This is a genomic window from Pseudomonas sp. IAC-BECa141 (assembly GCF_020544405.1).
Lineage (GTDB): Bacteria > Pseudomonadota > Gammaproteobacteria > Pseudomonadales > Pseudomonadaceae > Aquipseudomonas.
In genome coordinates, this window is sequence record NZ_CP065410.1 from 142992 (window position 1) to 159282 (window position 16291).

The following is a 16291-nucleotide window of genomic DNA, read 5'->3' on the forward strand; positions in this document are numbered from 1 at the left end:
ACTCGAAGCAACTTTCCAATTGAGTAATTGAATGAATATGAGGGGATGAAGTCGGACTGTAACGGCGCCGTTCTTCCTGATCCCGTGACAAGGCTCCTTCCGTAGGTTCCTGGTGCGGGGACTGCTGCCGGGGCGGCGCGTCCCCGTTCTATATTGGGTTGGCGATTCAAGGGTGCGCGTAAATCGGCGCCGCGGCTATCGTCGAAAATGACTTCCTTTGCGGTGCAAATTCCGGGCTGTTCAAAGCAGGAGGGAGGTTAGAGCGCAGGCGCCGAAGTGCCACAGCAATTGAGCGTGACCGGCGTGGGGATTTGTAAGCGGGTTATACGCCGGGTAAGCGAGGGCTCACCCGGGCGGATTTTCAGCGTGCCGCCTGGCGACCATTGGAGGCGGTGCTCGCCAGGTATCGAGTGATCACCTCGACACCGCGATTGAGGTGCTGCTCCAGCAGTGTGACGGCACGCGGGGTGTCACGATCTATCACGGCCTGCAACAACGCACGGTGATCGTCCTGGGAGAGTTTGCCCAGGCCCATGGCCTCGAGGTTGAAACGCAGGAAGCGTTCCTCTTCATTCAAGCCGTCTTCCACCAGCCGCAACAGCCGGCCATTGGGCGCCTTGCTGTAGAGCGCCATGTGAAACAGACGGTTGAGCCGACCGATTTCGGTGTAGTCGTGTTCGACTTCCAACTCTTCGATGTAGCCGGCCGCGCGTTCGTGATCGGCCGGGGTCAACAAGGGGATCGACTGACGCAGCGCTTCAGACTCCAGCAGGATGCGCAGCTCGTAGGTTTGCGTTGCATCGCCCTGGATCAATGGCGCCACCACGGCGCCCTTGTGGGCAATCACGCTGAGCAGGCCCTGGGCCTCGAGTTGACGCAAGGCTTCGCGTACCGGCATGCGGCTGACGCCGAACAGGTCGGCCAGATCCTGCTGGCGCACGGCGGTGCCGCAGGGCAGGCGACCGTCGAGAATGGCGGCGCGCAGGGTTTCTTCGATGACCGAGCGCGCCAGATGCGCGGGAATCGGGCCGTCGACTTTGATGCTGTGGAGTGGCTTGGGCTTCTGGGTCACAACTGCACACCCTATGACTGCGATATTTGGATCCAAAGGACACTAGTGATTGCTCTACAGGTTGTCAAACCGCGTAGAGGAACCCTGTTACACCTGAAGTTTAGCGCGCCAGCGATGATCTCAGGGTGCCATTGTTTTTTGCTGGACTAACCTTCACCATCAAGCGCTTTCTTCTCTGCCCTGGATGCCTTGCATTGGCGGTACGTTTCGCAATCCCACGGATTGCGCGCTGGCTTGCCTGCGCGCTGCTGCTGGCCGGCATCATGCTGGGCGGCCTGCATGCCGATTGGGATTTTTCCGCGATCAGCCGCAAGGCCACGGCGCTGTACGGACCGCTGGGCGCCGGGCAACAGCGGATCGATGCCTGGCAGAATCTGCTGGCCACGCAGAAGCAGGTCAGCGAGATGGAAAAGCTCAAAGTGGTGAACCTGTTTTTCAACAAACAGATGCGCTACGTCGAAGACATCGATCTGTGGCACGAGGTCGATTATTGGGAAACTCCCATCGAAGCCTTGTGGAAAGGCGCCGGCGACTGCGAAGACTATGCGATCGCCAAGTATTTCAGCCTGCGCCACCTCGGTGTGGCCAGTGACAAGTTGCGCATCACCTACGTCAAGGCCCTGCGCCAGAACCGCGCGCACATGGTCCTGACTTACTATTCCAGCCCTGACGCCATGCCGCTGGTGCTCGACAGCCTGATCGACCCGATCAAGCCGGCCGCCGAGCGAACCGATTTGCTGCCGGTCTACTCTTTCAATGCCGAGGGTTTGTACCTGCCGGGAGCGAAGGGCAACAAGAAGGTCGGTGACACCAAACGCCTGTCACGCTGGCAGGATGTGTTGAAGAAAATGCAGGCCGAAGGATTCCCGGTCGAGACGACTAACTAGGAGCACGCGCTCAGATGTCTTTGTTCAAACAGCTGTTGATCGCAATCTGTCTGTTCCTGGTGGTCGCCTTCACCGGCAGCTTCATGGTCAGTCTGGAGAGCTCGCGCACCCAGTACGTCAACCAGTTGCGCTCCCACGCCCAGGATGCGGCCACGGCGCTGGCGCTGTCGTTGACGCCGAACATCGACGACCCGGCGATGGTCGAGCTGTTGGTCAGTTCGATCTTCGACAGCGGTTATTACTCGAGCATCCGCGTGGTCGACCTGAAGACCGACCAGACCATCGTCGAGCGCAATGGCATTCCGGCGGTCACCAACGTGCCGGACTGGTTCGTCAAACTGATTGGCCTTGAACCGGCCGGTGGCGATGCGCTGGTCAGCCGTGGCTGGGAGCAGGCGGCGCGGGTCGAGGTGGTCAGCCACCCGATGTTCGCCGTGGCCAAGCTTTGGCAGAGCGCACTCGGCAGCCTCGGCTGGTTGCTGGTCTGTGGTGCGGTGAGTGCGGTGCTGGGCGCGCTGTTGCTGCGTCGGCAACTCAAGCCGCTGGATTACATGGTCAAGCAATCCCACGCCATTGCCCGCCGCGAATTCCTCAGCCTGCCGGACCTGCCGCGCACGCCTGAATTGCGCCGCGTGGTGCTGGCGATGAACCAGATGGTCGAGAAGCTCAAGGCGCTGTTTCAGGAGCAGGCCGAGCGCAGTGAAAAACTGCGCACCGAGTCCTATCAGGACAACCTCACGGGGCTGGCCAACCGGCGTTATTTCGAGATGCAGCTGAATGCGCGGGTGAGCAACCCGGAGCAGGCCAGTTCCGGTTACCTGCTGCTGTTGCGGGTCAAGGATCTGGCCGGGCTGAACCAGCGCCTTGGCGGTCAGCGCACCGATGAATTGTTGAAAGCGGTCGGCGAGCAACTGTCCCGCGAGTGCGCCAAATACCCGGAAACCCAGAATCTCGTCACCCGGATTCGTGGTGGTGAATTCGCCGTGCTGGCGCCGGGGCTGACCCGCGAAGAAGCGCTGCAACTGGCGCAAAGCCTCGACAGCGCGCTGAGCAGCCTGCACGCAACGGGCGCCACCGACGTGGCCGCCGTGGCCTCTATCGGCCTGGCGCCGTTCGCTCATGGCGATTCACCGCAAGCGGTGCTCAGCCTCGGCGATCAGGCATTGGCCCAGGCCGAAGGGCAGGGCGAGCAGAACTGGGCGTGCCTCGATCAGAGCCTGGTGGCGGATGTCGGTGACGATCACCACGCCTGGCATCGCTTGCTCGATCAGGCGCTGAACCAGCGGCGCTTCGAGCTGTTCTTCCAACCGGTGGTGGCGGCACAGGACACGCAACTGGTGCTGCATTACAAAGTGCTGTCACGCTTGCTCGACGAGCAGGGCCAGACCATCCCCGCCGGGCGTTTCCTGCCCTGGCTCGAGCGCTTCGGCTGGACCGCGCGGCTGGACCGTCTGATGCTCGAGCGGGTGCTGGAGCAGATGGCCGACCATGAAGAATCCCTGGCCCTGAACCTGTCTTCGGCGACCCTGGCCGATCCGCAGGCGCTGAACAAAGTCTTCGAGATTCTGCGCTCGCATTCCAATCTGGGGCCGCGCCTGACCCTGGAAATCGGCGAGGAACAACTGCCGGAACAAGCGGTGCTCGAACAGCTGACCCGCCGCCTGCGCGAACTTGGTTTCTCCCTGAGCCTGCAGCGCTTCGGCGGGCGCTTCAGCATGATCGGTAACCTGGCGCGGCTGGGCCTGGCGTACCTGAAGATCGATGGCAGCTACATTCGGGCGATCGATCAGGAAAGCGACAAGCGCCTGTTCATCGAAGCGATCCAGCGTGCGGCGCACAGCATTGATCTGCCGCTGATTGCCGAGCGGGTCGAGACGGAAGGGGAATTGTCGGTGATTCGCGAGATGGGGTTGTATGGGGTTCAGGGGCAATTGTTCGGTGAGCCAAAACCCTGGCGTTAAGGCTGTAGAATTGCGTCGCCGCTAAGGCTGCCTTCGCGAGCAAGCTCACTCCCACATTGGGTATACATACCTCCTGTGGGAGCGAGCTTGCTCGCGAAGGGGCCCGTCCAGTCACCGAAGATCCTGGATCAGATCAACCCGCCCTCATCCTCATCGATCAACTGACTCAACCCACCCAGCGCTTCCCGCGCCTGAGTCCGGTCCATCAACTTGGCCTGGGCCGCCGGCGGCAGGTCGGTGACGCGGATCACGCCTTTCTGGGTCAGTACCTGAATCAGGTCGTCGAGTACCCGGATCATTTCCAGGTCGCTCTGCTTGAGCTGCTTGAGGCTGTTCTCCACGGCTTCGTTGGCGTACCAGGCCTGGATTTCGTGGTGGTCGGCCGGCAGCGTTTCCGTGGCCTCGGCGTAGGCCGCAGCTTCCACGCGAATCAACTGACCCTGCGCATCGCGTTGCACGTAAAACATTGAGCATCCCTCGGAAATGGACCAGCGTCATGCTGTCAGCAGCATAGCCAACTGCACGCGAGTATGCGGTGCGGCGACGCAATCGTCACCGGGAAGAAAGACGCAAACGTGACGGCCGCCCCATTGGGGCGGCCGTTTTGTTCACGCATCAGCTGTTGTTGTGGTCGACCTTGATGGTCGGATCACTACCGGCAATCAGGTTGTGAATGTTGGCAGTGGACCAGTTGTTGCCTTCCAGTTTGATCGTCACGTCCGGTGTGGCGGCAGCCGCATCGGCGGAGTTGAACTTGCCCGCCGAACTGACTTGCAGCGACGACACGCCGTCGACCGTGGTGATCTTCAGGAAGTTGTCGATGGTGCTGCCGGACTCGCCCTGCAGCAGGTCGCGCAGGTCGATACGGTCACCTTCGCTGGCGTTGAAGTCCTTGATCACATCGTTGCCGGTGTCACCTGCTTTCCAGACGAAGGTGTCGGCGCCCGAACCACCGATCAGGATGTCGTTGCCCTGACCACCGATCAGCGTGTCGTTGCCGGTACCGCCGAGCAGGATGTCGTTGCCCTTGCCACCGTCGAGCAGGTCGTTGCCGCCCGAGCCGAACAGGATGTCATTACCCGCGCCGCCCAGCAGCGTGTCGTTGCCGTCGTGGGCGCCCGATACATCGAACGCCTGATAGTGCTCGGTGATGTACTGGTGCACGTTACTGGTGGTGACTTTGCTGACGTCGACCCCGGTTTCCTTGGCCACGAAGGCCTGCATCGCCTGATAACCTTCGCCGGCAATGCCGTTGAAGCTCACCAGGTCGCCGAACAGGATGTCGTTGCCGTCGCCACCGCTGACGGTGTCGTTGCCCGGCATCGTCGCTTCGGTATGGCCGATGATCGAGTTGGCCAGGTCCTTCGGATCGATGTTGGTTTGCGGGTTGTGATCGGTGTCGTACGGTTTCAGGTCGTTGAGGCTTACACCGCTGTTGATCCCGATGGCTTCCACATTGGACAGGTTGCCCAGCAGTGCGAAGGCGCTGTTGGCGTTGTCGGTGGTGGCCTGGCTGGTGCTGCTGCCGGAGCCTGCCAGGCTCGACAGCTCGTAGGTGCCGTCGCCCTGGGCGTGGATGGTGCCCACGTTGCTCCAGTTCCAGCTGCCGTTCTTGTACGTCTGCAGGACCACGGCACCCGCCGTGCTGATGGTCAGGTAGTGCGTGCTGTCGATGTAGGTGCTGAAGCTGTCGCCCAGCTTGTAGTTGCTGGTCTTCACCACGTCGTCGAGCTTCACGTTGCCGTACAGCGTCGGGTTGGTCTGTTCGCCGCTCTGGTAGTAGGTCGGCTGACCGTCGGTGATGAAGTACGTGAGGTTCTTCGCCCCGGTGTTAGCCACGGCTTCGGCGCTCTGGAAGAAGTTGGCCGTAGCCTTGAACACGTCTTCGTAGTTGGTGCCGCCGCCGGAGGTCATCGAGTCCAGCACAGCCTTGAGCTTGGTCAGCGCGTTCGGGTCGTTGAGGTTCACCGACACCGACTTGTTGACCTGGGTATCGAAGTCCACCAGGAAGATGTTCACCGTACCCGAGTTGTTGCCCATGCTCTGCTTGAGGGTGTTGAACACCGACGTCAGCGAGTCCTTGGCCGCGTTGATCGACGAGGTGCTCATGCTGCCCGAGCTGTCGACCATGAACGCGATGTTGTAGTTGGTGCCCGGCACTACGGTCAGGCCGCCGATGTCGGCGACGATGATGTCGTTGCCGTCGGTGCCGGTGACGTTGTCGTCGGCCGAGGTGGCGACTACCGCGTTGTAGACTGCCGGCACCACGGTGACCGGAATGGTCGCGGTGGTGCTGGCCGAGCCGCCGACCTGTTCGGTGGAGGTCGAGGTCACGGTCAGGTTGAACTGGCCGTTGTAGTAGGTCGGCGGGGTCACGGTCAGGCTGCCGAGGTTCCAGCCGGTGACGTTGGCGTCGCCGCTGGTGGCGGTCACGGTGAAGCTGTGGCCTGCGCCGTCGCTGAGCACCGAGCCGACCGGTGCGCCGCTGATCTTGATGCTCAGGGTTTCCGAGCCGTCGGTGTCGGTCAGTGCGGTGCTGATCGTCGACAGTTTCACGGTGGTGCCTTCGGCGCCGGTGTTGAGCTTGTAGCCGTCGTAATAGCCTTCGCCGTTGCTGCCGTGCAGATCGGAGACGGTCACGCCGGCATTCACCAGATCCTGCACGCCGGTGTAGATCGGTACGCCGGCGCTGCTCAGGTCGATCGGCGTGCTGCCGTTGACCGACAGGTTGACGTCGTAGCTGCCCGGGCCGCTCTGGTTGTGGTGGTAGATGTCCAGGGTGTAGTAGCCGCTGGTGGTCGGGGTGAACGAACCGTTGAGGTTGCCACCCGCGCCCCACGTTGTGGACGCCACACTCTTGCCGCCGATGGTCACCAGCAGGCTGTCATCACCGGTGCCGCTGAAGGTGTAGGTCTTGCCGGCTTCCAGATAGATCAGGCCCGAGGTTTTCGACGCGGTGCCGGCGGTCACGCTGCCATCGGACTGCACGTTGTTCACGGTGCCGCTGGTGTTCGGTTTGCCGGCACCGTCGATCACGTTTTTCAGAGTGTTCGGGTTCGCGCCGCTGCCGTCGGTGCCCAGGCCCGACAGACCGGTCCAGACTTCCTTGATCAGGCCGGTGGACTTCACGCTGTTGTCGGCGACCGACAGGGTCGGTGCATCCGCCACTGGGGTGATGTCGATCTTCACGGTGCCGGTATTGCCCAGCAACTGGCCGTCGGTTGGCTGGAACTTGATCTGTGCGTAGTCAGCCTGGTTGTTGCCCAGGCCGGTGCCGCCGTAGCCGTTCACGCCCGACTCGTTGGCATCCGGCAGGAAACGCAGCTTGCCGGCATCGATGTCGGCCTTGCTGAAGGTCTGGTTGGTGGCGACGTCTTTCCAGGTCGAACCGTCCAGGTACTGCAGTTTGCCTTCGCCCGGCAGCTGGGTGATTTTCACGCCCAGGCTGCTGGCCGGGCTGTCGACGTCGCTGACGCCGAAGGTCGACCAGCCGAGGACCAGCGGGGTGTCTTCGGTGCCGGTGACGTTGACCGGTGCAGCGACCGGCGCATCGTTGACCGCCACCACATTGACCGTGGTGGTCGCGACGTTGGAGTAGTTGCCGCCATCGGTCACGGTCACGGTGATGATCCGTGGCACGGTGCTCGGGTCTTCACTGCTGTTGGTGAAGCTGATGTTCTTGATGGCCTGCATGTAGTCGGCCAGCGTCGCATTGCCCGACAGGGTCAGCGTGATCGTGCCATTGGTGCTGTTGGCATTGATGGTGATGCCGTTGACGCTGTTGCCCAGGTTCAGCGCATCGCCGTCCTGACGGTTGGTCAGCACGACGGTGGCGCCAGTCAGCATGGTGCTGTCCGGGTCGGTGATCTTGATATCGGTGTCGGCGATCGACACACCTGCGCCCGGGGTGTTCTCGGTGAAGGTCACCTTGTAGTCGGCACCCGTTGCACCGCTGGAGTTGTTGGCGTCGAGGTCGATGACCGGCGGTGCATCGTTGTCGATGATCGAGGTGCTGACGCTGCCATTGGTGCTGCTGACCGCCAGGTTTTCGAAGTTGCCACCGGTGGCCGAGTCGATCTTGACCACGAAGTTCTCGGTGCCTTCGGTGATCTTGTCATCGATGGTGGCGACGTTGAACTGCGCACTGCTGGCGCCTGCCGGGATCTTCACGGTGTACACGCCGGTGAAGTCCGAACCGTCGGCGGCGGTGCCGCTGTAGACGATTTTCAGGGTCACTTCGGTCTGCGCCGGGTGGGTCAGGCTGACGGTGTAGCTGGCGGTCTGGCCTTCGGTCACCGAAGTGCTGCCGGTGATGCTGACAGTGGTGGTGTCGATGGTGTCGGTGACATTGGTCACCGCTGGTGTATTGCTGGTCACCAGGTTTTCGAAGTTGCCACCGGTGGCATTGGTGATCGTTGCCTGCACGGTGCCGGCGTCTTTGTAAACGTCATCGGCTGGCGCCGGAACGGTCACGGTGCCGGTGGTTTTGCCGGCGTCGATGGTGATTACCGAGCCGTTGCTCAGGGTCACGGTCACCGGGGTGCCGGCGGCGTTGGTCAGGGTTGCGGTGTAGGTGATCGAACCACCTTCGGCCACGGTGCCGGTCGCGCTGAGCGACAGGTTGGTGGTGTCGATGGTGTCGGTCACCGTGGTGCTGACCGGCGTCTTGTCGGCGACGAGGTTTTCGTAGTTGCCGCCGCTGACGTTGGTGATCGAGTTGGTCAGCGGTGCATGACCATTCAACACGTCGTTCGGCGCGGTGGTGGTGACGGTCCCGGTGGTCTTGCCGATGTCGATGGTGATGGTCTGGCCGTTGGACAGGGTCACGGTCACTGGCGAACCGGTCACCGGCGCGCCGACAGTCGCGGTGTAGACAACATTGCCGCCCTCGGCCGCTGTTGCGGTCGCCGTCAGCTTCACGGTGGTGGTGTCGATGGTGTCGGTGACGCTGGTCACCGCTGGCGTGGTGCTGGTCACCAGGTTTTCGAAGTTGCCGCCGGTAGCCGATTTGATCGTGGCCTGAACGGTGCCGGCGTCTTTGTAAACGTCATCGGCTGGCGCAGGAACAGTCACGGTACCGGTGGTTTTGCCGGCGTCGATGGTGATCACTGCGCCGTTCGACAAGGTCACGGTGACTGGCGAGCCAGCGGCGTTGGTCAGGGTCGCGGTGTAGGTGATCTGGCCACCTTCAGCCACGGTGCCGGTCGCGGTCAGCGACAGGTTGGTGGTGTCGATGGTGTCAGTGACCGTGGTCGAAACCGGGGTTTTGTCGGCAACGAGGTTCTCGTAATTACCGCCGGTTACGCCGGTGATCGCATTGGTCAGCGGCGCGTGGCCAGTCAGCGCATCGTTCGGCGCGGTGGTGGTCACGGTGCCTGTGGTCTTGCCGACTTCGATGGTGATGGTCTGGCCGTTGGACAGGGTCACGGTCACTGGCGAACCGGTCACCGGCGCGCCGACAGTCGCGGTGTAGACAACATTGCCACCCTCGGCCGCTGTTGCGGTCGCCGTCAGCTTCACGGTGGTGGTGTCGATGGTGTCGGTGACGCTGGTCACCGCTGGTGTGGTGCTGGTCACCAGGTTTTCGAAGTTGCCACCAGTGGCGGACTTGATCGTGGCCTGTACGTTGCCGGCGTCCTTGTAGACGTCATCGGCCGGTGCAGGAACGGTCACGGTGCCGGTGGTTTTGCCCGCGTCGATGGTGATGACGGCACCGTTCGACAAGGTCACGGTGACTGGCGAGCCAGCGGCGTTGGTCAGGGTTGCGGTGTAGGTGATCTGGCCACCTTCAGCCACGGTGCCGGTCGCGGTCAGCGACAGGTTGGTGGTGTCGATGGTGTCAGTGACCGTGGTCGAAACCGGAGTCTTATCGGCGACCAGATTTTCGTAGTTGCCACCGCTCACGTTGGTGATGGCGTTGGTCAGCGGTGCATGGCCAGTCAGCACGTCGTTTGGCGCCGTCGTGGTTACGGTGCCGGTGGTCTTGCCGACTTCGATGGTGATCGACTGACCGTTCGACAGAGTCACGGTCACTGGCGAGCCGGTGACAGGTGCACCCACGGTCGCGGTGTACGTAACGTTCCCGCCTTCCGCCGCCGACTCGGTCGCGGTGAGTTTCACCGTGGTGGTGTCGATGGTGTCGGTCACGGTGGTGCTGACCGGAGTTTTATCAGCAACCAGATTCTCGTAGTTGCCACCGCTCACGTTGGTGATCGCGTTGGTCAATGGCGCGTGGCCGTTCAGCACATCGTTCGGTGCCGTGGTGGTCACGGTGCCGGTGGTTTTACCGACTTCGATGGTGATTTGCTGACCGTTCGACAGGGTCACGGTCACTGGCGAGCCGGTGACAGGTGCACCCACGGTCGCGGTGTACGTAACGTTCCCGCCTTCAGCCGCCGACTCGGTCGCGGTGAGTTTCACCGTGGTGGCGTCGATGGTGTCAGTGACCTGGGTCACCGCAGGAACCGTGCTGGTCACCAGATTTTCGAAGTTGCCACCGGTCGCGGACTTGATCGTCGCTTCCACGGTGCCGGCGTCCTTGTAGACGTCATCGGCAGGGGCCGGAACCGTCACGGTGCCAGTGGTTTTACCGGCCTCGATGGTGATCACGGCGCCGTTGCTCAGTGTCACAGTTACCGGAGTGCCGGCGGCGTTGGTCAACGTTGCGGTGTAGATGATCGAACCGCCCTCGGCGACCGAGTTGGTGGCGCTGAGGGTCAGGTTGGTGGTGTCGACGGTGTCGGTGACGGTGGTCGAAACCGGGGTCTTGTCGGCAACGAGGTTCTCGTAATTACCGCCGGTTACGCCGGTGATCGCATTGGTCAGCGGTGCATGGCCGTTCAGCGCATCGTTCGGTGCAGTGGTGGTCACGGTGCCGGTGGTCTTGCCGACTTCGATAGTGATTTGCTGACCGTTGGACAGGGTCACGGTCACAGGCGAACCGGTGACTGGAGCACCGACAGTCGCAGTGTAAGTAACGGTCCCGCCTTCAGCCGCCGACTCGGTCGCGGTCAGTTTGACCGTGGTGGTGTCGATGGTGTCGGTGACATTGGTCACGGCTGGCGTGTTGCTGGTCACCAGGTTCTCGAAGTTGCCACCGGTCGCGGACTTGATCGTCGCTTCCACGGTGCCGGCGTCCTTGTAGACGTCATCGGCTGGCGCAGGAACAGTGACGGTGCCAGTGGTTTTACCGGCTTCGATGGTGATCACCGCGCCGTTCGACAGGGTCACGGTCACCGGGGTACCAGCCGGGTTGGTCAGGGTCGCGGTGTAAACGATCGAGCCACCCTCGGCCACGGTACCGGTCGCACTGAGCGACAGGTTGGTGGTGTCGATGGTGTCGGTCACAGTGGTGCTGACCGGAGTTTTATCAGCAACCAGATTCTCGTAGTTGCCACCGCTCACGTTGGTGATCGCGTTGGTCAATGGCGCGTGGCCGTTCAGCACATCGTTCGGTGCAGTGGTGGTCACGGTGCCGGTGGTCTTGCCGACTTCGATGGTGATTTGCTGACCGTTGGACAGGGTCACGACCACCGGCGAGCCAGTTACCGGAGCGCCCACGGTCGCGGTGTAAGTAACGGTGCCACCTTCGGCGGCAGTTTCGGAAGCGGTCAGCTTCACGGTCGTCGTGTCGATGGTGTCGGTGACTTCGGTCACGGCCGGAACAGTGCTAGGCACCAGGTTCTCGAAGTTGCCACCGGTTGCATCCTTGATGGTGACTTCGACTTTGCCGGCGTCTTTGTAGACGTCATCGGCCGGGGCCGGAACGGTCACGGTTCCGGTGGTCTTGCCCGCTTCGATGGTGATCACGGCGCCGTTGCTCAACGTCACGGTCAGCGGCGTGCCGGCCGGGTTGGTCAGGGTCGCGGTGTAAACAATCGAGCCGCCCTCGGCCACGGTGCCGGTCGCGGTCAGCGACAGGTTGGTGGTGTCGACCGTGTCGGTCACGGTGGTGCTGACCGGCGTTTTGTCGGCCACCAGATTCTCGTAGTTGCCGCCGCTGACGTTGGTGATGGCGTTGGTCAGCGGTGCGTGACCGTTCAACGCATCGTTCGGTGCGGTGGTGGTCACGGTACCGGTGGTCTTGCCGAATTCGATGGTGATCGACTGACCATTGGCCAGGGTCACAGTCACAGGCGAGCCAGTCACAGGCGCACCCACGGTTGCGGTGTAGGTGACGGTGCCACCTTCGGCAGCTGTTTCGGAAGCGGTCAGCTTCACGGTCGTCGTGTCGATGGTGTCGGTGACTTCCGTTACGGCTGGCACGGTGCTCGGAACAAGGTTCTCGAAGTTGCCACCGGTTGCGTCCTTGATCGTGACTTCAACCTTGCCGGCGTCTTTGTAAACGTCATCGGCAGGTGCGGCAACAGTCACAGTGCCGGTGGTTTTGCCGGCTTCGATAGTGATGATTGCGCCGTTGCTCAACGTCACGGTCACCGGCGTGCCCGCCGGGTTGGTCAGAGTCGCGGTGTAAACAATCGAGCCGCCCTCGGCCACGGTGCCGGTCGCGGTCAGCGACAGGTTGGTGGTGTCGACCGTGTCGGTCACGGTGGTGCTGACCGGCGTTTTGTCGGCCACCAGATTCTCGTAGTTGCCGCCGCTGACGTTGGTGATGGCGTTGGTCAGCGGTGCGTGACCGTTCAACGCATCGTTCGGTGCGGTGGTGGTCACGGTACCGGTGGTCTTGCCGACTTCGATGGTGATCGACTGACCATTGGCCAGGGTCACAGTCACAGGCGAACCTGTGACAGGCGCGCCCACCGTGGCGGTATAGGTGACGGTGCCACCTTCAGCAGCGGTTTCGGTCGCGGTCAGTTTGACCGTAGTGGTATCGATGGTATCGGTGACGTTGGTCACGGCCGGAACGGTGCTCGGCACCAAGTTCTCGAAGTTGCCGCCGGTTGCGTCCTTGATCGTGACTTCGACTTTGCCGGCGTCTTTGTAGACGTCATCTTTCGGCGCATCGACGGTCACGGTGCCGGTGGTCTTGCCCGCTTCGATGGTGATCACGGCGCCGTTGCTCAACGTCACGGTCAGCGGCGTGCCGGCCGGGTTGGTCAGGGTCGCGGTGTAAACAATCGAGCCGCCCTCGGCCACGGTGCCGGTCGCGGTCAGCGACAGGTTGGTGGTGTCGACCGTGTCGGTCACGGTGGTGCTGACCGGGGTTTTGTCGGCCACGAGGTTTTCGTAGTTGCCGCCGCTCACGCCAGTGATTGAGTTGGTCAGCGGTTCGTGACCGTTCAGCACATCGTTCGGTGCCGTGGTGGTCACTGTGCCGGTGGTCTTGCCGACTTCGATGGTGATTTGCTGACCGTTGGACAGGGTCACGACCACCGGCGAGCCAGTTACCGGAGCGCCCACGGTCGCGGTGTAAGTAACGGTGCCACCTTCGGCGGCAGTTTCGGAAGCGGTCAGCTTCACGGTCGTCGTGTCGATGGTGTCGGTGACTTCGGTCACGGCCGGAACAGTGCTAGGCACCAGGTTCTCGAAGTTGCCACCGGTTGCATCCTTGATGGTGACTTCGACTTTGCCGGCGTCTTTGTAGACGTCATCGGCCGGGGCCGGAACGGTCACGGTTCCGGTGGTCTTGCCCGCTTCGATGGTGATCACGGCGCCGTTGCTCAACGTCACGGTCACCGGCGTGCCCGCCGGGTTGGTCAGTGTCGCGGTGTAGACGATCGAGCCGCCTTCAGCCACGGAGCCGGTCGCGCTCAGGGTCAGGTTGGTGGTGTCGACGGTGTCGGTGACAGTCGTCGAAACCGGGGTCTTGTCGGCCACGAGGTTTTCGTAGTTACCGCCGCTCACGTCAGTGATCGAGTTGGTCAGCGGCGCGTGGCCGTTGAGTACATCGTTCGGTGCGGTGGTGGTCACGCTGCCGGTGGTCTTGCCGACTTCGATGGTGATGGTCTGACCGTTGGCCAGGGTCACGGTGACCGGCGAACCGGTCACCGGTGCGCCAACGGTGGCGGTGTAAGTGACGGTGCCGCCTTCAGCGACCGAAGTGTCAGCGGTCAGTTTCACGGTCGAAGTGTCGATGGTGTCGGTCACTTCGGTAACCGCCGGGACAGTGCTCGGAACGAGGTTCTCGAAATTGCCGCCGGATGCATCCTTGATGGTGACTTCCACTTTGCCGGCGTCCTTGTAGACGTCGTCGGCAGGGGCCGGAACAGTCACGGTACCGGTGGTTTTGCCGGCCTCGATGGTAATCACCGCGCCGTTCGACAGGGTCACGGTGACTGGCGAGCCGGCGGCATTGGTCAGGGTCGCGGTGTAAACGATCGAACCACCCTCGGCCACGGAGCCAGTAGCGCTCAGGGTCAGGTTGGTGGTATCGACGGTGTCGGTGATCGTGGTCGAAACCGGCGTTTTATCGGCGACGAGGTTTTCGTAGTTGCCGCCTGTCACGCCAGTGATCGAGTTGGTCAGCGGCGGATTGCCAGTCAGCGCGTCATTCGGCGCGATGGTGGTCACGGTGCCGGTGGTTTTACCGACTTCGATGGTGATTTGCTGACCATTGGCCAGGGTCACAGTCACCGGCGAGCCAGTCACCGGTGCGCCCACGGTAGCGGTGTAAGTGACGGTGCCACCTTCAGCTGCCGATTCGGTCGCGGTGAGCTTCACTGTTGTGGTGTCGATGGTGTCGGTGACTTCAGTAACCGCCGGGACAGTGCTCGGCACCAGGTTCTCGAAGTTGCCGCCGGTGGTGCCGGTAATGCTGACTTCGACTTTGCCGGCGTCCTTGTAAACGTCATCGGCCGGCGCCGGAACGGTCACGGTTCCGGTGGTCTTGCCCGCTTCAATGGTGATGACGGAGCCGTTGCTCAACGTCACGGTCACCGGGGTGCCGGCAGGATTGGTCAGGGTTGCGGTGTATACGATCGAGCCACCTTCGGCCACGGAACCGGTCGCGGACAGCGACAGATTGGTGGTGTCGATGGAATCGGTAACGGTGGTGGTCGCCGGCGTGGTGTTCGGCACCAGATTCTCGAAGTTACCGCCGGTAGCACCGGTAATCGTGGTGCTGACGGTGCCGCCGTTGTTGTAGACGTCATTCGGTGCGGTCGGCACGTTGACGCTGCCGGTGGTCTGGCCGGCGCCGATGGTGATGGTCGAGCCGTTCGACAGGGTGACGGTCACCGGCGTCTGCGCCGGGTTGGTCAACGTCGCGGTGTAGGTGATCTGGCCACCTTCGACCACGGTGCCGGTAGCGGTCAGGGTCAGGCCGGTGGTGTCTTTCGAATCGACGATCGTGGTAACGGCCGGTGTCGGGTTCGGCACCAGGTTTTCGAAGTTGCCGCCCGTGGCACCGGTGATGGTGGTGGTGACGGTGCTGCCGTTGTTATAGACGTCATTCGGCGCGGTCGGCACGTTGACGGTGCCGGTGGTCTGGCCGGCGCCGATGGTGATGGTCGAGCCGTTCGACAACGTGACGGTGACCGGCGTCTGCGCCGGGTTGGTCAGCGTGGCGGTGTAGGTGATCTGGCCGCCTTCGGTCACGCTTGGCCCCGCCGTCAGGGTGACGGTGGTGGTGTCGATGGTGTCGGTGACCTGGGTCGTGGCCGGCGTGGTCGGCGGGGTCACGGTGATGCCGCTGCCGCCGGTAGTGCCGGTGACCGTCACGTCGATCTGGGTCGGGTCGTTATAGACAGTGTCGTTCGGTGCCAGTGGCACGTTAACGGTGCCGGTGGTGGAACCGGCCGGAATCACGATCACCGCGCCGTTGGACAGGGTGATGGTCAGGTCGGTCAGCGGCGCCTGGGTCAGGGTCGCGGTGTAGACCAGAACACCGCCGGCTTCGGTGATGGTCGGCGTGGCGCTGAGGCTCAGGGTCGATTCGCGCAGGGCGTTGGCGGTGGTGTCGGTGGTCTGGCCACCGGTGGTGTCCTGGGCAACCTGGCCGGCGGCGTTGATGCCTGCAGTCGGGAAGCCAATGGTCGGGTCGACGCGGCCCGCAGTCGCATCGAGCATCACGAAGCTGTGGCCGCCACCGGCGGCACCGCCAGTCCCCGCGGCGCTCGGGCCGGCCGCTGTGGCTTCAAGGGCGGTTGTCGGGTCGACACCGGCGGCGATGGCTTGTTGCAGCTCTTCAACCGACGGCGCGGCTTGCGCGGTGGCTTCGGCCAGGTCAGTGCTGGAGTCCGGGGTCTCGGCGCTCCACTGAGTGTCACGGCCCAGATCGATCGTGCGGCCATCGGCCAGTTCCAGGGACACGGCGCCGGAAACGCCGGTGTCGACCTGATCGCCGGCAAACAGCCGGTCGCCTTCAACGAGTACGCGACGGACGCCCTCTGGGGACACCACGAAAACCTGACCAACAATGCTTTTGACGATGGCAACAACACTGCTCATTGAAGACTCTCCGGGTGTCACGT

Annotated in this window: 5 protein-coding genes; 2 read left to right on the top strand and 3 right to left on the bottom strand. The window is 62.7% G+C overall.

Annotation, left to right across the window (positions count from 1 at the left end; translation table 11 throughout):
• Positions 1-361: 361 nt before the first annotated feature.
• Entirely contained in the window at positions 362-1072 is a 711-nt protein-coding gene (locus I5961_RS00680; RefSeq protein WP_227234054.1) for a GntR family transcriptional regulator, read from the bottom strand.
• Positions 1073-1266: 194 nt separating this feature from the next.
• Between I5961_RS00680 and lapG the strand changes: the two genes are divergently transcribed.
• Complete coding sequence (lapG, locus tag I5961_RS00685) at positions 1267-1959, top strand: cysteine protease LapG (protein ID WP_007960234.1); 693 nt, start codon at positions 1267-1269, stop codon at positions 1957-1959.
• A 14-nt stretch (positions 1960-1973) separates the two neighbouring features.
• Positions 1974-3920 carry a cyclic di-GMP receptor LapD gene (gene lapD, locus I5961_RS00690; RefSeq protein WP_085702814.1) on the top strand — a complete coding sequence of 649 codons (1947 nt, stop codon included), beginning with the start codon at positions 1974-1976 and terminating at the stop codon, positions 3918-3920.
• A gap of 128 nt (positions 3921-4048) precedes the next feature.
• Here the strand turns inward: lapD and I5961_RS00695 are convergent, their stop codons facing one another.
• Positions 4049-4387, bottom strand: a complete 339-nt coding sequence (locus I5961_RS00695) for a hypothetical protein (protein WP_039773037.1) — start codon at positions 4385-4387, stop codon at positions 4049-4051.
• 148 nt (positions 4388-4535) lie between these two features.
• Positions 4536-16268, bottom strand: a complete 11733-nt coding sequence (locus tag I5961_RS00700; RefSeq protein WP_227234056.1) for a retention module-containing protein — start codon at positions 16266-16268, stop codon at positions 4536-4538.
• Positions 16269-16291: the final 23 nt, after the last annotated feature.